The 22,980-nt window shown below is 39.2% G+C and carries 21 protein-coding genes; all 21 read left to right on the top strand.

Annotated elements, in window-relative coordinates; all coding sequences use genetic code 11:
• Window positions 1–14 precede the first annotated feature (14 nt).
• The 21 genes from GKO22_RS02750 (at window position 15) to GKO22_RS02650 (ending at window position 22,726) form a co-directional block, all read left to right on the top strand.
• On the top strand, window positions 15–1,157 hold the full coding sequence (locus tag GKO22_RS02750; protein WP_166332561.1) for a polysaccharide pyruvyl transferase family protein: 1,143 nt from the start codon (window positions 15–17) through the stop codon (window positions 1,155–1,157).
• A gap of 15 nt (window positions 1,158–1,172) precedes the next feature.
• Window positions 1,173–2,078, top strand: coding sequence for a glycosyltransferase family 2 protein (locus tag GKO22_RS02745; RefSeq protein ID WP_166332560.1), 906 nt, complete (start codon window positions 1,173–1,175; stop codon window positions 2,076–2,078).
• Window positions 2,079–2,096: 18 nt separating this feature from the next.
• On the top strand, window positions 2,097–3,272 hold the full coding sequence (locus tag GKO22_RS02740; RefSeq protein ID WP_166332559.1) for a glycosyltransferase family 4 protein: 1,176 nt from the start codon (window positions 2,097–2,099) through the stop codon (window positions 3,270–3,272).
• A gap of 23 nt (window positions 3,273–3,295) precedes the next feature.
• Window positions 3,296–4,222 carry a glycosyltransferase gene (locus tag GKO22_RS02735; RefSeq protein WP_166332558.1) on the top strand — a complete coding sequence of 309 codons (927 nt, stop codon included), beginning with the start codon at window positions 3,296–3,298 and terminating at the stop codon, window positions 4,220–4,222.
• A complete protein-coding gene (locus GKO22_RS02730) occupies window positions 4,219–5,004 on the top strand; it encodes a glycoside hydrolase family 16 protein (protein WP_166332557.1) in 786 nt (261 codons plus the stop codon). The genes GKO22_RS02735 and GKO22_RS02730 overlap by 4 nt, the downstream gene beginning before the upstream one ends.
• Complete coding sequence (locus GKO22_RS02725; protein ID WP_166332556.1) at window positions 4,991–6,052, top strand: glycosyltransferase family 2 protein; 1,062 nt, start codon at window positions 4,991–4,993, stop codon at window positions 6,050–6,052. The genes GKO22_RS02730 and GKO22_RS02725 overlap by 14 nt, the downstream gene beginning before the upstream one ends.
• 8 nt (window positions 6,053–6,060) lie before the next feature.
• Window positions 6,061–7,140, top strand: a complete 1,080-nt coding sequence (locus tag GKO22_RS02720; RefSeq protein ID WP_166332555.1) for a glycosyltransferase family 4 protein — start codon at window positions 6,061–6,063, stop codon at window positions 7,138–7,140.
• The gene (locus GKO22_RS02715; protein ID WP_166332554.1) at window positions 7,119–8,231 is read left to right on the top strand and encodes a glycosyltransferase; all 1,113 of its coding nucleotides are present in this window, start codon (window positions 7,119–7,121) and stop codon (window positions 8,229–8,231) included. The genes GKO22_RS02720 and GKO22_RS02715 overlap by 22 nt, the downstream gene beginning before the upstream one ends.
• Entirely contained in the window at window positions 8,221–9,324 is a 1,104-nt protein-coding gene (locus tag GKO22_RS02710; RefSeq protein WP_166332553.1) for a hypothetical protein, read from the top strand. The genes GKO22_RS02715 and GKO22_RS02710 overlap by 11 nt, the downstream gene beginning before the upstream one ends.
• Window positions 9,325–9,326: 2 nt before the next feature.
• On the top strand, window positions 9,327–10,553 hold the full coding sequence (locus GKO22_RS02705) for a hypothetical protein (protein ID WP_166332552.1): 1,227 nt from the start codon (window positions 9,327–9,329) through the stop codon (window positions 10,551–10,553).
• A 47-nt stretch (window positions 10,554–10,600) separates the two neighbouring features.
• Complete coding sequence (locus tag GKO22_RS02700) at window positions 10,601–11,785, top strand: glycosyltransferase (RefSeq protein ID WP_166332551.1); 1,185 nt, start codon at window positions 10,601–10,603, stop codon at window positions 11,783–11,785.
• 101 nt (window positions 11,786–11,886) lie between these two features.
• Complete coding sequence (locus GKO22_RS02695) at window positions 11,887–12,615, top strand: DUF3575 domain-containing protein (RefSeq protein ID WP_166332550.1); 729 nt, start codon at window positions 11,887–11,889, stop codon at window positions 12,613–12,615.
• A gap of 40 nt (window positions 12,616–12,655) precedes the next feature.
• Window positions 12,656–13,207 (top strand): dTDP-4-dehydrorhamnose 3,5-epimerase, encoded by a 552-nt coding sequence (rfbC, locus tag GKO22_RS02690; RefSeq protein WP_166332549.1) that lies wholly within the window; start codon window positions 12,656–12,658, stop codon window positions 13,205–13,207.
• 12 nt (window positions 13,208–13,219) lie between these two features.
• A complete protein-coding gene (gene rfbD, locus GKO22_RS02685; RefSeq protein ID WP_166332548.1) occupies window positions 13,220–14,083 on the top strand; it encodes a dTDP-4-dehydrorhamnose reductase in 864 nt (287 codons plus the stop codon).
• A gap of 12 nt (window positions 14,084–14,095) precedes the next feature.
• On the top strand, window positions 14,096–14,977 hold the full coding sequence (rfbA, locus tag GKO22_RS02680; RefSeq protein ID WP_166332547.1) for a glucose-1-phosphate thymidylyltransferase RfbA: 882 nt from the start codon (window positions 14,096–14,098) through the stop codon (window positions 14,975–14,977).
• Window positions 14,978–15,036: 59 nt separating this feature from the next.
• On the top strand, window positions 15,037–16,413 hold the full coding sequence (locus GKO22_RS02675; RefSeq protein ID WP_166332546.1) for a nucleotide sugar dehydrogenase: 1,377 nt from the start codon (window positions 15,037–15,039) through the stop codon (window positions 16,411–16,413).
• A gap of 8 nt (window positions 16,414–16,421) precedes the next feature.
• Complete coding sequence (locus GKO22_RS02670; protein WP_166332545.1) at window positions 16,422–17,330, top strand: NAD-dependent epimerase/dehydratase family protein; 909 nt, start codon at window positions 16,422–16,424, stop codon at window positions 17,328–17,330.
• 33 nt (window positions 17,331–17,363) lie between these two features.
• Complete coding sequence (locus GKO22_RS02665) at window positions 17,364–18,338, top strand: MraY family glycosyltransferase (RefSeq protein ID WP_166332544.1); 975 nt, start codon at window positions 17,364–17,366, stop codon at window positions 18,336–18,338.
• A gap of 2 nt (window positions 18,339–18,340) precedes the next feature.
• Entirely contained in the window at window positions 18,341–18,781 is a 441-nt protein-coding gene (locus GKO22_RS02660) for a WxcM-like domain-containing protein (protein ID WP_166332543.1), read from the top strand.
• A 506-nt stretch (window positions 18,782–19,287) separates the two neighbouring features.
• Window positions 19,288–20,862 carry a polysaccharide biosynthesis protein gene (locus tag GKO22_RS02655; protein ID WP_240920088.1) on the top strand — a complete coding sequence of 525 codons (1,575 nt, stop codon included), beginning with the start codon at window positions 19,288–19,290 and terminating at the stop codon, window positions 20,860–20,862.
• A 262-nt stretch (window positions 20,863–21,124) separates the two neighbouring features.
• A complete protein-coding gene (locus GKO22_RS02650; protein WP_166332542.1) occupies window positions 21,125–22,726 on the top strand; it encodes a tetratricopeptide repeat protein in 1,602 nt (533 codons plus the stop codon).
• The last annotated feature ends 254 nt before the right edge of the window (window positions 22,727–22,980 follow it).

Genomic DNA, 22,980 nt, shown 5'->3' with positions numbered 1-22,980 from the left:
TTATACCCTAATAAATGAAAATAGGAATACTTACACTACCTCTACACACTAATTATGGTGGTAACCTGCAGGCGTATGCATTAATGTCTATCTTGAAAGAACTAGGTCATGAAGTCTACCTCATAGATCGAAAAAAAGATAGAATAGCTATTAAAGACTTTCCGATTACGGTGATAAAGCGATTCGTAGGGAAATACATTTTACGTAGGCCAGGGATTGAATTGTTTAAGGAATATGCCGAAGAACAGCAATTAAAAATTTTGGGAAAGCGGACTAAGTTTTTTTTGGATAAATATGTTCAGCCAAAAACTAAAGCGTTTTATTCCTCTTTAATGCTGCATCGCAATATCGAAAATTACCAATTCGACGCAATAATCGTTGGTAGTGATCAGGTCTGGCGTCCACGTTATACTCCTAATATTTTTGATTATTTCTTAGGTTTTTTATCAAGGGAATCTAGTACAAGACGTATTGCCTATGCCGCCTCGTTCGGAACGGATGAATGGACATTCAGTAATCAGGAAACCATCGGGTGTGCCGGTCTATTACAAAAGTTTAATTATGTTGGTGTACGAGAAGATTCAGGAGTCATATTATGTCAAGATAAATTTAGTACACCGGCCACACATGTTTTAGATCCTACGATGCTTATAGAAGAAAGTTATTACACAAAATTATTCACTCCCTCAGATACGGATAAACTCGGCAAGAAATTGTTAGTGTACGTCTTGGACGAGAATGCAGACAAAACTCGTGTAATAAACCATATCGCAGAGAGGTATAATTTGGAAGTGTCACGTGTAAATAGTGAGATAGAAAACAAATCAATACCTCTAAAAAATCGTGTGGCACCGCATACAGAGGAATGGGTAAAAGGCTTTTATGAGGCATCTTTCGTAGTTGCCGATTCATTCCATGCCTGCGCATTTGCCATCATATTCAATAAGCCCTTCGTAATCTATGGAAATCCAAAAAGAGGGCTAACTCGTTTTACATCTTTATTAAAAATGTTTGAGCTCGAAGACCGATTAATTATAGATTCGAGTATGCTCAATGACAAATTGATGAACACACCAATAAACTGGGAACGTGTGAATTACTTGCTCAACGAGTACCGGATCAACAGCAAATCATTTTTAGAAAACGCATTAAATTAAATTATTAATGCGCTTATGAAGAAGTTGTCTATTGTTATTCCCTGTTATAATTGTGCAGATCGCATTTCCTCTTTATTGGAGTTACTGCTGGAACAGTATGACCCGAGCATTGAGGTTATACTAATAAATGATGGTTCTACGGATGACACTGAGAATGTGGTTAGAAATATCATCAGCCAGATCCCGAATATGGATTTTCGTTTGTATTCCTACGATAATAGTGGTGCAGCGAAAGCTAGGACGATAGGCTTGGAAAGGGCGAAAGGAGAATATATTGCTTTTATCGATTCTGATGATTCGGTTAGCAAAAACTATGTCAGCCGATTATTGATGTGTATGGATGATGGTCACGAGGTAATATACTATAGTTCTGTACAGAAGTTACAAAATTCTAATGGTTATAGAAAGAAGATCCGTTTCGAAACGTCCGAAACTTTTGCTAACACAGACGTTTTTCTTCGCTCACAACTGGAGCACGATCAGTGGTCTGCAGCAGTTTGGACATTTGTTTTTAAAAAGACACTAGCAATCTCCTCTAAGGCACGATTTACAGAACGCGTAGCGCACGAGGATCATATCTTCTCCTTAGCTATTGTCTCTCATGCAAACACTATTTATGCGATAAAGGATACGCTGTATATTCAACATATCACAGAAGGATCATTGACGAATTCGGCCAAGACAATAGCGTACATCGAAGATAGGTATGACGCATATAACGAGGCGATATCTTTAGTTAGAGAAAGATTTAGTGTAAAAACTTCGAAATTATACACTAGATGGTCTTTAAAGCAGTGTGTGAATTTGTGGCAGGATTTGTTTAGACTGAGGGCTTTGTTCTTTAATCGCTCATTTTTAAAAATGGGCAAGAGGTCGCCCGCTTTATTTATCTCGGTCATAACATCTATTTTTCAGAAATAATATTGCAAGTAAAGTCATATGCGTATTCTCTTCGTTCTTTCAGAGTTTCCTTCGTACTCGGAAACCTTCATCGCTAACCAGATCAACGACTTGATCGATAATGGTAATGAGGTGACTATTTTTTCATCTGATATTGGGAAAACCATTGATAGTTCACTCTTCAACCGCAATGATTTATACTCCAGGTTGGTGCCGGCGCATCAAAAGACAAGTTTAGTTTCGCGTCTACGTCGCCGATTTCTGAAGCTATTTTTAGATAATAGAGCATATCAAAATAAAGATTTATTGACAATGTCTGAATCAATAGATGTTGTACATTGCCATTTTGGAGATAACGCACTACTTTTTCACGAGGTGTACCTTAAATATGGTTGGTTCAGTAAGTCGAAAAAAATCTGTACGTTTCACGGATATGACATTTTACCGTCAAGTGTCGCTATGTTAAAAGATACTTATAAGCCTCTATTTGATTCTTTCGATGGATTTACGTATAATACACCATACATGAAGGAAATCATTGATAGCTTTCGAATCCACCCAAGAAAAATGCACGCATTACCCGTTGGATTTGATGCAGACTTCTTAACAAATTACCTTCGTAGAAATCCGAATACTTATGCACATGGAGACTGTCTCCATCTAATCTATTGTGGCAGGCTAACTTATTTTAAAGGATGTCTAATGCTACCTGATATCGCGGAAAAACTAATTGCTGCAAATGTCCAAAATTTTATACTTCATATTGTTGGTGCGGGTGACCAAGAATATGAATTACGAAGCAAAATAGAAGCGCAGGGTTTGGAAAGGCATTTTACTCTTTATGGAGCATTAAATCAGGAAAAAGTTTTCGAACTTATGTCTGCCGCACACCTATTTATTTTGCCAGGTTTGGAAGAGCCGAAAACCGCACGTGCAGAAACACAAGGCTTAGTAATTCAGGAAGCACAATTTTTGAAACTTCCCGTATTGGTTTCTGATGCTGGAGGTGCAAAATATGGGTTGATGGATGGTGAAACTGGTTATGTTTTGCCAAAAGGGAATGTTGTTGCCTTTGTCGAGAAGATTAAATGGTTTGTAGAGAACCCAGATGAAATCCATTCATTTTCAGAAAAATCACATATCTTCGCAAGGGAGAATTACAATATCGCAGTCTTAGGAAAGCGATTATTAGCGATCTACACAGGAGATCATTAAGATCAAAAATCGGAGTAAAGTATATGAAGAACAAAATATCCATCCTAATGGCAAACTACAATAATGGCCATTATATCCGCGAGGCAATTGATAGTGTACTTAACCAAACCTATACCAATTGGGAATTAATTATTGTAGACGATTGTTCTACGGACGATTCTTTGAAAATATTACAACCCCTTCTTGTTGACGAAAGAATTAAAGTATTTGTAAACGAAGAAAATAGAGGATGCGGTTATACCAAAATGCGCTGTGCTGAAGAGTCTTCAGGAACGTATTGTGGTTTTTTAGATCCAGATGACGCACTAGTTCCTCATGCACTTTCAACAATGCTTGAAGCTTTTGCAAAATATCCTGACTCCGCTATGATCAATTCGAAAGATGTGTTTTGTGATGATCAACTAAATCCAGTAGAAGTAGATCCAAACTCTAAAGATGTATCCAATCTCGGGTCGTATTTACTATACGATGGAGGTGGGGTAACACATTTTGCAGTGTACAGAAACGATCTTTATCGCAAAACAGCGGGTATTTCACCAGAGTTTACCAAAGCGGTTGATCAGGATTTGTATTATTTGATGGACCAGGAGGGGACTATCAACTTTGTTGATGACGTATTGTACTACTACCGTATACATACTGGTGGGATTTCGACCAACAAAAACGTTATTCCAGCGACTTACCAGCACTTCAAAGTAATGCGTAAGTCGGCAAAAAGTCGTTTATTAGATAGTCGATTTCGGGAAAACTCTTATGCCTATAAGCGCTTAGTTGCTCGATGTGATTTTCATTTGAGTATATTAGATAAAAAATACATTACAGCTATATTTAGGATAGTTAATTATATTAGCAAAGGAGGAGGAGGTGAAGTTGGTCAAATGTTCAATCGCTTATTTCGACATCCTAAGCGCGTATTTAATTCCTTATTTAATGTTTATCGTGTAAAATGAAGCTGATTTTTTATCTGTCAATTTTTTGTTTACTGCTATCATCTTGCCGAAAGGATTCGGTGGGACTTGATAGCAAGCCTTTGGTGTCACTTCCGCCAGAGGGTTACAAGTTGGTTTGGAGCGACGAATTCAACGGTTCTAATTTGGATACCACAAAGTGGTCTTACAGAGGCTTGGGTTTAAGAAGGCAGGCTTATAACGTTCGCGAGGCAGTGTTTATTGATACGACTCTTAACGAGCTGGTTATTAGTAACTTTATGCGTAACGATACGGCTTTTACAGGTATGATTGGAACGCAAAGAAAATTTCAACAGAAGTTCGGCTATTACGAATGCAGAGCTCGAGTCGATTCTATCTCTATGGGACATTGGGCTGCATTTTGGTTACAATCCCCGGATATGGGTAGAACTCTTAACCCTATAGTAGACGGGATGGAAATTGATATTATGGAATTTGTGAGAGGGGATCCTTATAATATAAACCATGCACTCCACTGGAATGGGTATGGAGCGAATCAACAATCAAGGTCTGCAGAAACCAGATCAGATGTTAGGTTAGATAATGGTCAATACCATGTCTATGCTTTAGAATGGACACCTGAGTATTACCGATTTTTCGTAGATAGTCGACTTGTTTGGGAGGTGAGCGAGCCTATTTCACATATGGATCAATATATTATTTTGAGTTGTGAAATTAGTGACAGAAATGCTTTTAAAAGAGATTTTGGATTCAGACCGACCAATTTCGTTGTAGATTACGTAAGAGTATATGCTAAACAATAGCCAAGCAATTTCTGAAAAAGAAGAGGTTTTTTTTTCAATTGTTGTACCAGTCTATAACGTAGAGAAATATATTATTAGTTGCTTGAACTCTATAAAAAAGCAATCCTATAGAAATTTCGAAGCGATTATTGTAAACGACGGCGCTACCGACAACAGTGGAATCCTTTTAAAAACGTTTTTTGAGACATCTCCATCAAACTTCATACTCATTGAACAGGAGAATAAAGGACTAAGTGTAGCAAGAAACAATGGGTTTGAGAGATCTTCTGGCCAATATATTCTGTTTCTAGACAGCGACGACACCATTGAAGGCGATACCTTACACTCCTTAAACGAAATGCTTATTGCTAACCCGGATGTAGACTATATAAATTTTGCGAGATCCTATATGTACGAAGGGCAAGGCTTCGTGTCGCGCTCTTTTGTTGATTTGCAGTTTGAAGAAGACTATAAAGTATTTGAAGGTAGTGAGATCTTGAAGCAACTTTTGAATTACAAAAACATAAGCACCTCCGCCATCGATAAAGTATACAGTAGGAGTTTTTTAGAAAAATTTAGTCCAAATATTTTTGAGCCGGGAGTTAACTTTGAAGACCACATATTTTGTTTTGCTTCGGCCCAACATCTGAATCGTGTAATTAGCTCGAAGAAAAAGTTTTTGAATTATTTAATTCGAGGAGATTCAATCATGCGAACAGCTAGTGAACGTATGGTAAACGACTATATCGTTATGATGGATTTCTTTTATCAACGACGAGATCAATATTTGAAAGATGACATCACCCCTGAAGAGGTCAATCAGCATTTGTTAATACAGGTAATCTCTTTTTTTCGAGCGCTTCACGACATTAAAACATTGTCAGCCATTCAATACAAGCATTTGGTTTTTATTTTTAAAGAAAAATTGAGAAGCTATAATTTGTTTTTTGTGTTGGAAAAAAAGTATACTCTAAAGCGGGGTATTGTTGCAGGTTACTGTCGCAGTTTTTTAAGTAATCAAAAAGTTTTCAATGACTTTTTTTTCGGCATTGTAGATAACAAAAAATAAAAAACCGCATGTCCAAAATTTGCTTTTTAATACATAATTGGTCTCACACAGGAGGAACCGAACGCGTTTCTGCAAGTATTGCTAATGGATTATCAAAGCAAGGCTTTGATGTTCACTTATTGAGTATCTGGGGAGATGGGTCTCCTAGTTTCGCGCTAGTAGAAAATATCGTTGGGTCGCAATTGGTAGAGGGTAGTCAAGCACGATTATTTCAAAAAATGGCTGTTTACTTAAAGGTGAGAAGATATGTTAAAAGACACGCCATTACTCACCTGATCATTGTGGAGAGTATGGTGGCATTAATTGGTTTACCGGCATTAGCATTATCATCTTGTAAAACGATCGTATGGGAGCATTTTAATTATTCCATTGATCTTGGGCGAAAGACAAGGAGTTATGCGAGAAGTCTCGCAGCAATTATGGCAAATCATATTGTCGTATTAACTAACCGAGATCGTGATCTATGGGTACAACAGGGAAGTGTGAGTCCGTCAAAAATTAGTGTAGTTTCCAATCCTATTCCATTTGATAAGGTTCAAAAAAGTTTTATAGATCGAACTGAGAATAAAACAATGATTGCTGTTGGTAGGCTTACGTACCAAAAAGGATTTGATCTTTTAATAGAATCTGCCACGCCATTACTACGTAAATATCCATCTTGGCGCCTATTGATAATTGGTAGCGGAGAGGATGAGCAGTTGTTACGAAGTCAAATAGACCGTGCTGGCGTAGGCGAGCAGATTCAGCTTATTCCTAATACGTCTTCCATATCCGAGTACTATTGTCGGGCTTCTTTTCTGGTGATGAGCTCACGCTTTGAGGGATTACCGATGGTATTACTTGAAAGTTTAAGCTATGGTTTGCCAATTTTAAGTTTTGATTGCCTTACCGGGCCATCGGAAATTGTGGAGCATGGTTTAAATGGTTTTTTAGCAGAAGATGGTAACATTGTAGATTTACGTACAAATATGGAACGATTAATCTCCGAAGAGCAACTTCTTCCTGCCATGGGAATGCAGGCGTTAAAGAAGAGTGAAAATTTTAGTATAGATAAGGTTCTCCAACAATGGCGGAAGATATTAGTTTAGATAAGAAAAATATTGTATTCGTCATTACGGGGCTACGTATGGGGGGTGCCGAAATGCAATTGCTTTTGCTTTCAAAAACACTGGTAAATATTGGTTATCAAATAACAGTCGCGGTCATGCGACCTGATGGCGTTTTAAAGTCATCTTTTTTAGAAGCTGGTGTGAAGGTGGTGGATCTTAATATCAGGGGTATACTATCTTTGTTCATAGGATGGCGTAAATTGAGGAATATCCTGGTGTCCCAATCGCCGCTTGTTGTACATGCGCACATGATCCACGCCAATTTATTTACTAGATTATTGAGGTTGACCACTAGGGTGCAAAAATTGGTGTGTACGGCTCATAATATCTCAGAAGGAGGTCCATTTATAATGGGACTTTATAAACTCACAGATCATCTTTCTGACATAGATACCAATGTGAGTGTCGAAGCTTTAGAAGAATACCTTCGCGCGGGATATTTTTCCGCCGACAAATCCAGGTTTGTCCCAAATGCTATTGATACCAAACGGTTTTTATACAGTCCGATTGTTAGAGATCGTATGCGTATAAGCTTATCAATACCAGCGTCTACATTTATCTTTTTAGCAGTCGGTCGCTTGCATGCGCAAAAGGATTACCCAAACATGCTTGAGGGGTTCAAAAAATTTTTAGATTCAGGAGGTGCTGCAAAGCTCCTGATCGTAGGGGAAGGACTTGAATTGGAGTCTTTGCAATCTTTAGTAATGTATTATGATATTTCGACGCATGTTCAGTTCTTAGGAAGAAGGTCAGACGTAGCGGATCTGATGAGTATGGCTGATACGTTTCTACTTTCATCAGCTTTTGAGGGCTTTGGTCTGGTTGTGGCAGAAGCGCTATCAAGTAGCTTGCCTGTGGTAGCCACGGACTGTGGGGGTGTAAAGGAGGTTATAGGGCGTAATGGAATTTTAGTGCCTCCTAAGAATGCTGATCGCTTGTCAGAAGGAATGCTATCCTATTATAAACGTGGGCAGATACGTGATTCTGAAGGAAGAGAGCATGTACTTCAACAATTCTCTATTGATCAAATTATACAGATTTGGTTGAAATTATATAAGAATGAAATTTAGAAAATTCTGGGTCGCCTATTTCGGCGTCAAAATTTTTTATTTGTTTTTTGCTTTCTTTGTCTACGGAAGAATTACTTCTTTAGGCGATACATCTACTTATCTAAATAGTGGCATCGTACTGGGGCCTAATGTACTATACTCTTCGACCGCTATGATGGTGTTTTTCGGAGGAATATTTAAGAAAGTTTTCTTTCTGGATGTTTTAGCGAGTATTCCCTCGATGTTGCTTTCCTTGTACGGGATCTATTATGCCGTAGAGCGACTATTTCTATATAGATACCCCATCTTGTTATTTATTCTTTTAAGTTTGCCCAATTTTGCAGTTTGGACGAGTGTGCATTCTAAAGAAGCGGTCGGCTGCTTCTTTTCTGGTGTGATCGCGGTGATGATCGTTCGATTTTTAAATGGGAACTTCCGATTACACGCGATTTACTTTGTTGCGCTGTATTTGGGCATGCTATTCAAACCCCAATACTTTCTATTTATTTTACAAGTATTAGTTTATCTGCGTTTAACAGGTTGGCTTAAGTTGGGTTCTGTTGGGGGCTTTACTTTCGGCGCTTTTGTCGTTTTTTGTAATGTTTTTGCCATCTTTTTTTTACGAGATACAATAGATCTTCTAGCGCGAGGCATGTACATCCATTTTACATACGATGACCCAGATCTCGCTCAAAGTACGCGCTCAGCAGATGCGTGGCTAGAACCATATGGTTTTTTTAAAGTAGCTCCTTATGGCATGTTTATCGCTTTCTGGGGGCCTACAATCAGCGAGATGTTGGCTAAACCTGCCCAATTGATTGCTGGTTTAGAGAGCTTTTTCTTAGTGACACTTTTCCTTTTTCTATGTTATCGAAGGGTATTGCGTTTCGTTAAATTTGGCTATTTTAATCCATATCTGTTTTTTACCCTTTTCATAATAATAATAGGCATCTTATTTGTTCATTACCCTTTTGGTTATCTTAATCCAGGATCTGGTATTCGGTATAGAGCTAATTTCTATCTATTGTTTTTATTACTACTATTCTACCTGTTTGATCTTGTAAGTGTAACAAATAAAGTAAAAGTTGGTAAAGACTTGAAACTAAATATATAAATATGAAGAAGAAATTGATTTTATGCTTAGCACTATTGTTTTCGTTGGGTTCAGCCTTTATTCTTAACGCTGCTCAGGGTAATGATAGTAAAGAACTGAATGGACTTATAGCAAAAGCGTTGTCAGAAAATAAGACGATTGTACTAGATCGTAATAGGACCTATCATATTGATAAGGAGATTAAACCAATTCAGCTAAAACCAGGTCAGCAGTTTTCTATTGAAGGAAATGGTGCCAAAATAAACTTTGTGGCAAATACAGGCAATCGAGAGTCTTATCTTTTTCATATCTCTTCAAAGGATTATAATTCTACAGGGTCGGTGAGTATAACGAACTTACATATTGAAGGTGCAGAGAACCCTACGCAATTTGCTGTACGCGATTACAATAAATTGCGATTAGCTATCCCCCTGTTCACGGAACGTATATTCTCAGTCTCCATTAGCAATGTATCGATGAGGAAGATTTACGGAGCTGGTGTGCGTGTTAATGTATTTGGTCAGTTTTCAGCACGTAATTTAGACTTTAAAGAAGTAGGTGGGAAATGGTATACGAGTAACGACTATGATTCGTTCGGAGATGCTATATACTTAGGCTTCGCGCGTGGTGATTCACAGGCGGTAATAGAAAATTGTCATCTAGAAGGATACAGCGCGACTCCATTTCAAGGTGGATTCGCACAAAACCTATCTCGTTCGGCCATCGTTACAGAGTACAATCAAAAGAATTTATTAAACTTATCTGTTAGCAATTGTATACTTATCGGTTATCATAGATCTATCCACATGGAAGCAAGTAAAACTGCTCTTGATGTAAAAAACACGGAGTTTAACAGGTTTGGTTGCGGTGTGTTTGTCTACGGTTTTGAAGCTCGCGATATTAGTATAGAGAATTCTAAATTTATCGATAATGTAGATGCTTTTTTCGGAGGCGCTAAAGGCGTTGTAACTGGATTTGCTAATAACAATAAAGCGGTTGTAAACAATAGTGAGATCCGTTCAGACGCCTTTTGGCGAGAGAATGAAATGAACGTAACGTATAGATCTTCCCAATTTAAATTTAACACCTATTCGAGACCGAGTCGTGCGTCTAGATTTGAAAATTGTACTTTTCAAACAAGGGCAAACTTAGGGGACGATTTTGGTAAAATGGATAACCAATCAAGAACCAAAAAGGGAAATTCTCTAGGTACCTTTATTGAAGATTTGGTTAAGGCACTATTTGGTTAGATGCTTTGCCTAAACGTAAGAAGCGATTCATTCACGAACACAATTAAATGAAGATACAGTTCATCATTACGGATTATGGTAGTTTCAACAACTTTTTAGGCGATGTGGCTGTAGAACTGTCCCGAAACTCGCACGAAGTTCATGTAATATGTTCACCTGATCGGGTAATCAAGGTTGCCGATCATTATGACTATGCGGCTGAAGGCATACATTTTACATTTGTAGACTTGCCGCGAGGTTTTAATCCTTTTAAGCACTGGAGAGTAAGTAGAATTATACATCAAAAGGTAGCCATTTTTCAACCAGACATTGTTTCTATTCACTTTACTACAGGTATATTTACGACAACATTTCATAAGAGATTACCCTATAGAACTGTTGGTACATTCCATGGATTAGGATACCCAGTCGTGGAAGGACTTTTAAAGCGTATTATTTATAAGTATGTCGAGTCTCGGAGCTTAAGAAGAATAGACGAGGCATGGGTATTAAATAAATCAGATTACCAGCTGTTGAATCAGGATTTTCCAAATAATATTATTTATCAGTTACCCACCAAGGGGCTCGGATGCGATCTTATACGTTTCGATCCAGATAAATTTACGGCGGTTGATAGATTAAAGATGCGCCAGCAGTTAGAAATTAAAGAGTCTTCTTTTGTCCTTTGCTTTACAGGTAGGTTTGTATTTTTTAAAGGTTTCTATAAAGTCTTGAGGGCATTTAAAGAATTGATTGATAGATCAGGTGATTTAGACCTCCATTTGATATTGATCGGAGGGCAGGACAATGCGCACCCCACTGGCTTAAATGATGAAGAAACCAGTTGGATGGCGACGCACCCTAATGTACATAATATTGGATTCTCCAGCGAGGTAGAGAAATATTTGAGTATAACGGATCTTTTTGTTTTTCCGAGTGAAAAGGAAGGTATGCCTGTATGTATTATTGAAGCTTTAGCTATGGGAGTACCAGTCTTAACATCGGATTCTCGTGGCTGTCACGACTTGATAGTACATGAGAGAAATGGGTTGATCTCCGGGTCAAACCCTACACCTGAAAAAATAGCTGCTGACATTGACGGCTTTATACATAATACCGAACTACAGCAGTCTATCAAGAAAAATATTGTGATACAACGCCCTTCACTAGACCGTAGGGCATTTGTTGAACAACAGTTGAAATATTTTACGGGAAAAGAAAACCAAAGCGACATTACTATTGACGAAATATAGTAGTTCCCGCAAAATTTAGATATATTTGTTTTTCCCTTTTTTGACAAAATACCTGAATGTCTATACTTAGCAGATTCTTTAGTAAACCATGTCATCAGCTGATGATAATTTTATTTGCTTTCTCCACTGTTCCTGATGTATACGGACAAGACCGTCTATTTAAAACGCAGGTGTTAAAAGTTAACCTATTACCGCTGGGTGTACGTAGTTATAATGTCGGTTATGAGACAACTTGGAGTGATCAGTGGTCTGTATCAATCGCTTTTGGTCTTCGCCCCCAAAATTCGTTCCCATTTCGAGAAGATATTGAAGGCTATTACTCAGATCAAGATATCAAGATGCATCAAACGAAGCTGTATCATTTGTCTGTTACGCCTGAATTGCGCCGTTACTTCAGTATTGTAAGTGGGTTGCGGGGATTTTATGTAGGTATGTTTTTGCAATATGCTCGTTTTGGATATAATGGTCGGATAGATTACGTTGGGGGGGCTGCGGCTAATTCTTCCGATTTTATGTTTGATGGTGGAATCAATACGTTGACCGCTGGAGCATCTGTAGGTAGGCAGTGGCGATTCGGGCAGGCAGTATATCTTGATTGGCAGATTTTTGCTCCTAGCTTTGGCCTTAACAAAGGTTTAATAACTGGGACAAGAATCGGGGGAAATCCATTGGATCACGTTGGTATAAGTGTCTTGGAAAATAAACCCAATGAATTTAACACACCATTAGTTGACGTTGATGTGGATGCTAGACCGGATGAAGTACTATTGAATACCAGAGGGGCTTGGGCAGGGCTAAGAATGTGGCTATCATTAGGATACCGTTTCTAATCATTCCCTTTACCATTGTAAACAAGTTGAAAATATTTATATGAAAATAATTGGGACAAAGTTGTCAGGTTGCTATATCTTAGAAGCGAAAAAATTCGAAGATGAGCGTGGCTTTTTTTTTGAAAGTTTCAATGTAAGGACGTTTCAAGAATTGACAAAATCCGATACCTGCTTTGTGCAGGACAATCAATCCTTTAGCAAGAAAGGTGTCGTTCGAGGATTACATGCTCAAAAAGACGACCACGCACAGGCTAAACTCGTTCGTGTGTTGGAAGGTACGGTATTGGATGTGGCGGTGGATATGAGAGAAAATTCTGCAACTTTCGGCGAACATATTGCGGTCGAACTTTCTTCGGAAAATGGAAAACAATTGTTTGTGCCACGCGGCTTTTTACATGGTTTTGCAGTTTTAAGTGACTCAGCAACCTTTTTCTATAAATGTGATAACTACTACCATAAAGATTCGGAATGGGGAATTAGATTTGATGACTCAACGTTGTGTATCGATTGGCAGATGTCGTCGGATAGAATAATTGTTTCTGAAAAAGACCTCCTATTACCCACCTTTAAGGACCTCTATAAAGGAGAATAAAAAATCATTAAAATGAAGATAGTCATAACCGGGGCCAATGGACAATTGGGTTCAGAGTTATCCGAAATACTAACAAACGACAATAAGGTTAGTGTAGTTTTTTTAGACAGAGCGTTGTTACCCCTCAGCGATCTTTCACAGATTCCAGAAGTATTGCAAAAATATAATCCGGAGCTTATTATTCATGCCGCAGCGTATACAGCTGTAGATCGAGCAGAGTCTGATCAAGAGAATGCTAATATAGTAAATCACTTAGCGAGTGCCCAGATTGCAAAATTTTGTGCGGAGAATAATGTCAAACTCATTGCTATTTCTACAGATTACGTGTTTGATGGATCGTCTACCCTACCTCTTTCCGAAGAAGCTGAGGTAGATCCGATAAATGTATATGGGAAGACTAAATTTGATGGGGAAAAGGCTATGCAGAAATATAATCCCTCCTCTATCATTGTCCGAACTTCTTGGGTATATTCTATTTATGGAAGTAACTTCGTTAAGACTATGCTTAAATTGATGGACGAAAGAGATGAAATATCTGTTGTGAGCGACCAAATTGGTTCCCCCACTTATGCACGTGATCTTGCACAAGTAATTATCAAAATAGCGATTGCAGACGTATGGAAGCCAGGTATATATCACTATTCCAACGAAGGTAAGTGTTCTTGGTATGAATTTGCATCGATGATTCGGGATTTAAGCAAATCCGTCTGTCGAATTCTCCCCGTACACTCTAATGAATTTCCAACAGCGGCGAGGCGTCCTAATTACTCATTGTTGGACAAAACTAAAATAAAAGATACATTTGATATCGAAATACCGAATTGGGAAAATAGTTTAGGTGATATGTTAACTAAACAGAAGTCTCGGATATCGTAATAAAATTAAAACATGAAAGGGATTATACTAGCGGGAGGTTCGGGAACTCGCCTCCATCCACTTACGATTGCGGTTTCTAAACAGCTATTACCTGTTTATGATAAACCCATGATTTATTATCCTTTGTCAGTGCTTATGCTCGCTGATATCAAAGAAATCCTAATAATATCGACACCCCATGATTTACCTAATTTCGAGCGGCTACTAGGAGATGGTTCACAATTCGGCATAGAACTTTCGTACGCAGTACAACCAAGTCCCGACGGATTAGCTCAAGCTTTTATCATTGGGGCGAATTTTATCGGTAGTGACACAGTGTGTCTCATCCTCGGAGATAATATTTTTTATGGTGCTGGTTTGCAAAAATACCTTGCCGATGCTCGGAAAAAAGTAGAGTCGTCAGAGAGGGCTGTTGTATTTGGCTATTATGTGGAAGATCCCGAAAGATATGGTGTAGCTGAATTCGATACCACTGGTAAGGTGTTGAGCATTGAAGAGAAGCCGACTAAACCTAAGTCAAATCATGCTGTCGTAGGTTTATATTTTTATCCGAACTCTGTTGTGCAGGAAGCTAGAAGAACACAACCTTCCGATAGGGGGGAGCTTGAGATAACGTCAATTAACCAAGCATATTTGTTTAAGGATATTTTGCACCTTCAACCCTTAGGTAGGGGGTTTGCATGGCTTGACACGGGTACTCACGAATCATTAAGTGAGGCTACAGAATTTATAAAAGCGATAGAAAAAAGAACATCCCTTAAGGTGGCTTGTCTTGAAGAGATAGCGCTTAGCAAGAAGTATATATCTGTCCAATCACTCTCTAAAAGTATTGACGGTTTGAAAGGTGAATATTTTGAGTATGTTAGAAGGTTGGTTTCAGAGCCTCGGATATAGTTAATATCTTAAAGTGTGCGAATCTAATCAATAGACATACAGTAGTAAAATAGAGACTAATGATAAAAAAAATAACCTGTATAGGAGCCGGCTACGTCGGCGGACCAACCATGTCTGTGATTGCGCAGAAAAATCCCCATGTCGAAGTTACCGTTGTGGATTTGAACCAGCAACGGATTGCCGCTTGGAATGACGAAAATTTGGAGAATCTTCCGGTTTACGAACCTGGCTTAGATGCGGTAGTCGCGGAAGCACGTGGTCGCAATCTATTCTTTTCTACCGATGTGGATAAAGCGATCGATGAGGCCGATATGATCTTTATCTCGGTCAACACACCTACTAAAACCTTCGGTAAAGGCAAAGGACAGGCAGCCGATTTAAAGTTTATCGAGTTATGTGCTCGCCAGATTGCTGCAGTAGCCAAGTCAGACAAGATCGTAGTCGAGAAGTCTACGCTTCCGGTACGTACAGCCGAGGCTTTGAAAAGTATTTTAGATCATACCGGAAATGGTGTGAACTTCCATATTCTTTCTAACCCTGAATTCCTAGCAGAAGGTACAGCAGTAACCGATTTGCACAATCCAGATCGTGTACTCATAGGCGGTGAAGACGCAGAAGCAATCGAAGCGCTAGTACAGGTCTATGAAGCGTGGGTGCCGAGAGAGCGCATTTTAACAACCAGCTTATGGTCTTCCGAGCTTTCTAAATTGGTGGCAAATGCATTTTTGGCGCAACGTGTTTCTAGCATCAATGCCATCTCCGAATTGTGTGAGGTAACGGGTGCGAACGTTGATGAAGTGGCACATGCCATAGGTAAAGACAGCCGTATTGGCTCTAAGTTCTTAAAAGCATCGGTAGGTTTTGGTGGATCATGCTTCCAAAAGGATATTCTGAATCTTGTATATATTGCGCGTTCTTATCACCTAAACGAAGTGGCTGATTATTGGGAACAAGTTATTTTGTTAAACGATCATCAGAAAACACGCTTCGCGGAGCGAATCATCAAAACCATGTACAATACGGTCAATGGCAAGCAAATTGCTTTCTTGGGTTGGGCATTCAAGAAAAATACTAACGATACGCGCGAATCGGCCGCTATTTATGTAGCAGATCATTTGTTAGACGAAGAGGCAAACATTATCGTGTACGACCCAAAAGTATCTGTTGAACAAATCTATCGCGACTTGGATTACCTAGGTACGCGCTCCTCAGAGGAAAATCGTCGTTTAGTAAAGGTTGTGAATACCGCGGAAGAAGCGGTAAACTGTGCGCATGCCGTAGCTGTTTTAACCGAGTGGGATGAATTTAAGCAGTATGATTGGGCGAAAATCAGGGAAAATATGAAACGGCCAGCCTTCCTTTTTGATGGTAGGAAATTGCTCGATGGTGCGGAATTACAAAAGATAGGATTCTCCTATTACGCGATAGGAGAATAGAAACTGATATGATATATATTACAGGAACTTCCGGCTTCGTTGGAACAAATCTTTCAACATACCTCAGGGCGAAAGGTCATGCGACTACAGCCATCTCTCTTCGTGATGCAATGTGGCAGTCGCAGGAATGGACAAATGCCACCGCTATTATTCATCTGGCCGGGAAAGCGCACGATACAAGTAATACTTCAGACTATTTAGAGTATTTCAAGATCAATAAGGATCTGACGCTAGCTGTTTTTAAGAAATTCTTGCAATCCGATATACGTGACTTTTTTTACTTTTCATCTGTTAAAGCGGTCGCAGATACAGTCGAAGGTGTTTTGACAGAAGATGCAATCGCTGACCCGCTTACACCATATGGAAAATCTAAACTGGAAGCAGAGAATGTATTATTGAAAACTCCGTTGCCAGAAGGGAAAAGATTATTTATCATCAGGCCTTGCATGATACATGGGCCAGGAAATAAAGGCAATCTAAATCTTTTGTATAAAGTTGTAAGCAAAGGTTTGCCTTGGCCTTTAGCAGCTTTCCATAACAAGAGATCTTTCGTCAGTATAGATAATCTTTGCTATCTCATTGACCAAATGATTAGAAATCCGGATTTAAATTCTGGTGTGTATAATTTCGCAGATGATGAAGTGTTGTCGACCAGTGATATTATCTCAATAACTTCTGCAGTTTTAGGTAAAAAAGCAAAACTCTGGAAAATACCTAAAGGGTTTGTAATCAAACTGGCCGAAATAGGCGACATCTGTTCCCTGCCCTTAAACTCCGAGCGACTAAAAAAGTTGACGGAATCATATATTGTCTCCAGTCAAAAGATAAAAGACGCCTTAGGCATCGATAAACTTCCGCTTACAGCCCGAGAAGGTATGGAAAAAACAACCCGATCTTTTGTCGATAATAAGTCGTAATTCTGCTATTTTCGCTAAATACCATCATATAACATGCTTTACATTCTGCTATTAGCTGCATTCCTCCTGTTTGAATTACTCTATTTTAGTGTCGCGGATCATTTCAATATTATTGATAAACCCAATGAACGGTCGTCGCACACAGAAGTAACCTTACGCGGTGGCGGTGTGGTGTTTTATTTTGCCGCCTTAGTCTATTTTGTTACGTCTGACTTTTCTTATCCGTGGTTTTTTCTTGGATTAACCTTGATGACGGCCGTTTCTTTCGCGGATGATTTATTAACGCTTTCCAACAAACTACGATTAGTAATCCATTTTTTGTCGGTTCTATTGATGGCGTACCAATTAGAATTATTTACAATGCCTTGGTTTTACCTGCTTGCAACGTTCGTGCTGGTCGTCGGAGTTATCAATGCGTATAATTTTATGGATGGTATTAATGGTATTACGGCCGCATACAGTTTAGCAGTAGGTGGTCTTCTGATGCTGGTCAATAATACCGTAGGCTTCATTGATCCAGATCTCCTATCTTATACAATGCTTGGTGTACTTGCCTTTGCGTTCTTCAATTTTCGTAAAAAAGCCAAATGCTTTGCAGGAGATGTCGGTTCGGTAGCTATTGCCTTTATCCTAATGTTTGCGCTGGCTAAGCTGATATTATATACAGGAAACTTTATTTACATTCTATTCCTTGGGGTTTACGGTATCGACGCTGTATGGACAATCGTTCGAAGGCTCTATCTAAAGGAAAACATATTTCAAGCCCATCGATCGCATTTATATCAATATTTGGCCAATGAAGCTGGTATTCCCAAGCTTATGGTATCGGCAACATATGGAATTCTTCAGTTTGTTTTCGGCATGCTAGTTATTTACGCAACTAATTTTGATGTTAAAGCGCAAATTCTGTTTTCAATTGTTTCATTATTAGTACTCAGTATAGTATATCTCCTTCTGAAGGAATTTATAATAAAAAAACACATAAGAGGTAACCAGCAGACAAGTTAGATATGCAAAATTCAGATTATAGTTTTATCGCCGGCGGTATCGCAAAAGACACACGCGGGCAGATTCGCTTTGTCAATGCCTTTGATATGACGCAGGTGAAGCGGTTTTACCTTATTCAAAATGCTGACCTTGAGGTGATCCGAGGTTGGCGAGGTCACAAAATCGAGCAGCGTTGGTTTTATGTGGTATCAGGTGAGTTTATGGCGTGTTTAGTCAAGATTGATGATTGGAAGAGCCCTTCGCCAAACCTGCCTGTCGACGAGTTCTTACTCAGCGCTTCCGAGGGCCAAATTTTGCACGTCCCAGCAGGCTATGCTACGGCCTTTCAAGCGACAGAGAATAATGCTGAGCTATTGGTTTACGCTGATTATCCAGTAGACCATGCGGCATTGGACAATCACCTGTGGCCGAGTAATTATTTTGTGGGAGAAAATAACAAATAGTCTTACAAATATCAGCAGGCCTTTTACTGTTTATTTTCATATCTTTATGCCTTTATTACCCGTTATTTAATCTAGTGGGTGAAAATAATTAGTGGCAGATCTTGATGTTTTTAAGCTCGGATGTAAAATCAAAGTTATTAATGCACGGACCAAGTTGGTTGGTGTTGCTCATTGACTTTGTAGTTGTTTGGTGCTGTTTCTGTCTGAGTTATCTGCTCATCATGCGGTTGGTAGGAAAGGTGAATATCAGTACGATGTTGAGTCAATCTGTTGTAGTATCGCTGGTATATTTTATTTCCTTCCTCGTTTACAGGCCTTTTAAAGGGATTATCCGTAGAACGAGCCTGAATGATCTTTTCTTGATCGGGAACAGCATATTACTTTCTATGCTAGTTCTTTTTGTGTCGGCTTATAGTGTCGATTCGTTTTTTTTAAATCAGACATCATCACGTACAATTAGCCATAATATTTTTCATTTTTCCCACACGCAACTTCTTTTACACGGTATGATGGTGGGAATTACTATGAGTGGGTTGCGACTGCTATATCGTGAATTGTTTCACCAATTGTTTTGGTACAACAAGGAGAATGCGATTTCAGTTATACTTTTTGGTGCGGGTAATATGGGGCATAATACGTATAACATGCTGCATTTAGGGTCCAGAAATAGGTATCGGGTAGTAGCCATTGTGGATGATAATCCCAAACGAATTGGGAAGCACATAAATGGTTTGCCAGTTCGCCCCTTAAGTCATTTATCGTATGATTTGCTAGGGCAGATCGGTGGAGCGCAAGAGCTTATTATCGCTATCGACGATATAGACCCTGAACGACTGAGTCGAATCTCTAGTGTGGCAGAGAAACTTCCTTTGAAAATCAAGGTTATTCCCCCTTCGTCCAAATATATCGAAGGAGCTGTTGCTGCGCAGCATATTCGAACCTTAAAAATTGAAGATCTTCTGGGAAGGAAAGCGATTAATATCGATAATCCAGTCGTATCAGATGCATTTCAAGGGAAAACAATACTTGTAACTGGTGGTGCAGGTTCTATTGGTGCTGAATTGGTGCGGCAGATCGCGCGTGCTGCTTGCAAGAAATTAATTATTGTAGATCAGGCAGAGTCTGCCCTTTACGATGTACAACAGGAACTCAAGCATCTAAAGCGACCTCAGAATATAAAGCCTGTGGTAGGTGATGTGCGAGACGTTATTTTTATGGAAGCTCTCTTTGAGGCTGAACGGCCAGAAATCATATTCCATGCGGCGGCTTATAAGCATGTGCCATTGATGGAGGAGAATCCATACGAAGCGGTCTGGACAAATGTGGTTGGTACAACGGTGATTGCGCAATTAGCTGATAAATATAAGGTAGAAAAGTTCGTAATGATTTCTACCGATAAAGCCGTAAATCCTACCAATGTGATGGGAGCTACAAAACGAATTGCAGAGGTGTATGTCGCTGCACTGAATAGAAAATCTAAGACTTCATATATTGTAACTCGGTTTGGTAATGTGTTGGGGTCTAATGGTTCCGTGATACCGCTTTTTGAACGACAAATAAAAGAAGGTGGACCTTTGACAATTACACACCCCGATATTACGCGGTATTTTATGACCATACCAGAAGCTTGTCAACTGGTGCAAGAGGCTGCCGTTATGGGTAAGGGAGGAGAGGTGTTTGTGTTTGACATGGGGCGGCCAGTTAGAATTATTGAACTGGCAAAGAAAATGATTGCCCTCAAGGGACTTCAATATCCTGTTGATATTGATATCAAGATTGTCGGTCTTCGTCCAGGCGAAAAAGTTTTTGAGGAACTGTTGGCGAATGGCGAAAATACGATCAAAACATACCATGAGAAGATTATGATCGCTAGAGTCAATACGGACGACCTCGCTGAAAGATATATGGAGATCGAGGAGTTGTGTGATTACATAAAATGCATGCCTACGAGCTATTGTAATATTGAGTTGGTCTCAAGAGTCAAAGCTATTGTGCCAGAATTTAAATCACAGAATTCAGAATTCGAGGTGCTGGATAATCCCGAGTCTGTTTACGTGGTTCCGAGTGAGAAATCTGCCTAGATTTTAGCTCTTCTTTTGAAATTATTTCATTTTTTCTTCCAGAACAATGTTTTTCTGAATGTTTGTAACATGTTTTTGATTTACCATCCACAATCGGTATCATTGTATTGTCAACCTTTGAAAAAGATTAGCTCTATCCATGTCTCGTTTACTTTGCGTGATAGCTTTTTTGTTGTGTCATGTGATTGCGCCTGCTCAACATAGATCCTTATCGAATAAATCTAATAGCGTAGGTAACGTATCTTCTCTAGAGTCTATCTTAATGGATAAGAATTATCAATCCAAAGATAGTGTAGCAGTGGTTGCGAATCTCAACAAGTTGCTTCAGAGCTCAAAAGCCCAAAAAAGTGCCGAGTTAGAGATTATTCACGATTTGTTGGCCGCTGATTATTACTCTCAATTGAGTGATAAGGTTAATCCGAGATCAGACCTTTGCTATAAGAAAGCCTTGTCTTCTGCCAAACGTATTCAAAATGATGAACTTCGTCTCATTGCGCTTATCAGGCAGGGATATTATTATTTTGTATACCGGGAGTTGGAGGCAGCTATTCCTCACTTTCTGCAAGCAGGAGAATTGATCGGAAAAGTTAATTACAAAGCAGTGCCGCTTTTTAGTCGCCACATCCATCAGATCTCTTCTTTTTACGGATATATTGGTAATTATTCGGGTGCTATCAAGTTGCTGCAAGTAGGTCTTCCTTATTGCAAAGATGGTACAGCTTTACATATTAGCATGGTGAATTCCATGGGAGTCTATAGTGAAAAGCAACAGCAACTGGGGCAAGCTGTGGTACATTTTCAACGGGCACTTGGTATTGCCGAACGCAATCAAGATAGTTTGTGGATGGGGATCGTATTCGGGAATCTGGCTTCTATAGAAGAGCAGAAGGGAAATCCGTACAAAGCTATTCGATTGCTGCGAGAAAATGTACGATTATCCGTAAAGTATAACGAGCATCTGGATGCGATGCGTTCTATGATTAAGCTAGCTGATGTACTAATCGACATAGGTGGATGGCAAGAAGCAGAGAGTTATCTATCGCGCAGTGAAGTATACGTGAAGTCAAAGCCTTTTTTTCTCCCCATCAAAACCCGCATGTCTAAGTTACGCTCCGAAATTGCTCGCATCAAGGGAGATCAATCCGACGAATTGCATTATTTAAAGCAGTATGTACAGTACGATGATAGCCTGCGTGCTACCGAAAGATATGATGAATTGCAAAGAGCCTATTGGCAATGGCAATCTGATGACTATCAGCGCGCGATAGAGGCTTCCAAAGGCGAAAGAAAAACTACCCTGTTGCTAGAATTAACATTTGGACTTTTGCTCACCTCTGTTTTAATTATTATCATCCTCCTACTTAATAGAAGTAAAAACAAACACAAGATCAAATCCACGCTTTTAGAGAAGGAGCAATTAACCTACGCACTGGAACGTGAAGTGTTGAATAAGGAACTGGAAACAATTACAAACTCATGGAAGCAGGCGGATGAGAAGTCAAAAGAAAACACAACACTTATTGCAGGTCTGCAGAGTGATTTAGAAAAACTGGGTAAGGAAAATAGTAATATCAAAGTCCGCTCTGTCGAAGCGCTGGATGAATTGCTGAAAGAGCCTATTATGACCGATGATCGATGGACAAAATTCAAGCTCACCTTTGATCAGGTCTTTCCAGATTATTTAAAGAAAAAGAAAGTAAAGTATCCCCGACTTACAGAAGGCGATCTGAGGTTGTTGGCTTTAATGAAATTAAAGTACAGTAACATGGGGATGTCTACCCTCTTAGGCATTTCGATGGATGGCGTAAAGAAAGGGAAGCAACGACTTAAAAAGAAGATGGAAGACGCTGCTGCTGAATCTTAGCTGTTACAACATCTAACTTTTTTAAATTTTCCCACCATATTTTGCGTTTTTATCAAAATTTTCCCTTTTATTTTATGTTTTTGCTATTTTTTGTCGGGTGGACAAAAGGTGGACATAGATTGTAAAAATCGTTGTCTGAGTCCTTTTGACGCCCCATTTTTGTTCTTGTCCCTTATTTGTCTACCCCTGTCTTCTGTAAAATCATTGTTTCCAGCAATTACTGCACGTATCTTTGGCAAGTAGTCAAAAATTAG

This window comes from Sphingobacterium chungjuense (assembly GCF_011316935.1).
Lineage (GTDB): Bacteria > Bacteroidota > Bacteroidia > Sphingobacteriales > Sphingobacteriaceae > Sphingobacterium > Sphingobacterium chungjuense.
Note: the sequence above shows the minus strand (reverse complement) of the source record. Positions and strands in the feature narration are given on the sequence as shown.

Coding starts and splice junctions, on each gene's coding strand:
- GKO22_RS02660 (WP_166332543.1), top strand. CDS start 18,341: ATGCAAAATTCAGATTATAGTTTTATCGCCGGCGGTATCGCAAAAGAC.
- GKO22_RS02670 (WP_166332545.1), top strand. CDS start 16,422: ATGATATATATTACAGGAACTTCCGGCTTCGTTGGAACAAATCTTTCA.
- GKO22_RS02715 (WP_166332554.1), top strand. CDS start 7,119: ATGGCGGAAGATATTAGTTTAGATAAGAAAAATATTGTATTCGTCATT.
- rfbC (WP_166332549.1), top strand. CDS start 12,656: ATGAAAATAATTGGGACAAAGTTGTCAGGTTGCTATATCTTAGAAGCG.
- rfbA (WP_166332547.1), top strand. CDS start 14,096: ATGAAAGGGATTATACTAGCGGGAGGTTCGGGAACTCGCCTCCATCCA.
- GKO22_RS02705 (WP_166332552.1), top strand. CDS start 9,327: ATGAAGAAGAAATTGATTTTATGCTTAGCACTATTGTTTTCGTTGGGT.
- GKO22_RS02695 (WP_166332550.1), top strand. CDS start 11,887: ATGATAATTTTATTTGCTTTCTCCACTGTTCCTGATGTATACGGACAA.
- GKO22_RS02750 (WP_166332561.1), top strand. CDS start 15: ATGAAAATAGGAATACTTACACTACCTCTACACACTAATTATGGTGGT.
- GKO22_RS02740 (WP_166332559.1), top strand. CDS start 2,097: ATGCGTATTCTCTTCGTTCTTTCAGAGTTTCCTTCGTACTCGGAAACC.
- GKO22_RS02710 (WP_166332553.1), top strand. CDS start 8,221: ATGAAATTTAGAAAATTCTGGGTCGCCTATTTCGGCGTCAAAATTTTT.
- GKO22_RS02735 (WP_166332558.1), top strand. CDS start 3,296: ATGAAGAACAAAATATCCATCCTAATGGCAAACTACAATAATGGCCAT.
- GKO22_RS02725 (WP_166332556.1), top strand. CDS start 4,991: ATGCTAAACAATAGCCAAGCAATTTCTGAAAAAGAAGAGGTTTTTTTT.
- GKO22_RS02655 (WP_240920088.1), top strand. CDS start 19,288: ATGATGGTGGGAATTACTATGAGTGGGTTGCGACTGCTATATCGTGAA.
- GKO22_RS02700 (WP_166332551.1), top strand. CDS start 10,601: ATGAAGATACAGTTCATCATTACGGATTATGGTAGTTTCAACAACTTT.
- GKO22_RS02730 (WP_166332557.1), top strand. CDS start 4,219: ATGAAGCTGATTTTTTATCTGTCAATTTTTTGTTTACTGCTATCATCT.
- GKO22_RS02665 (WP_166332544.1), top strand. CDS start 17,364: ATGCTTTACATTCTGCTATTAGCTGCATTCCTCCTGTTTGAATTACTC.
- GKO22_RS02650 (WP_166332542.1), top strand. CDS start 21,125: ATGGATAAGAATTATCAATCCAAAGATAGTGTAGCAGTGGTTGCGAAT.
- GKO22_RS02720 (WP_166332555.1), top strand. CDS start 6,061: ATGTCCAAAATTTGCTTTTTAATACATAATTGGTCTCACACAGGAGGA.
- GKO22_RS02745 (WP_166332560.1), top strand. CDS start 1,173: ATGAAGAAGTTGTCTATTGTTATTCCCTGTTATAATTGTGCAGATCGC.
- GKO22_RS02675 (WP_166332546.1), top strand. CDS start 15,037: ATGATAAAAAAAATAACCTGTATAGGAGCCGGCTACGTCGGCGGACCA.
- rfbD (WP_166332548.1), top strand. CDS start 13,220: ATGAAGATAGTCATAACCGGGGCCAATGGACAATTGGGTTCAGAGTTA.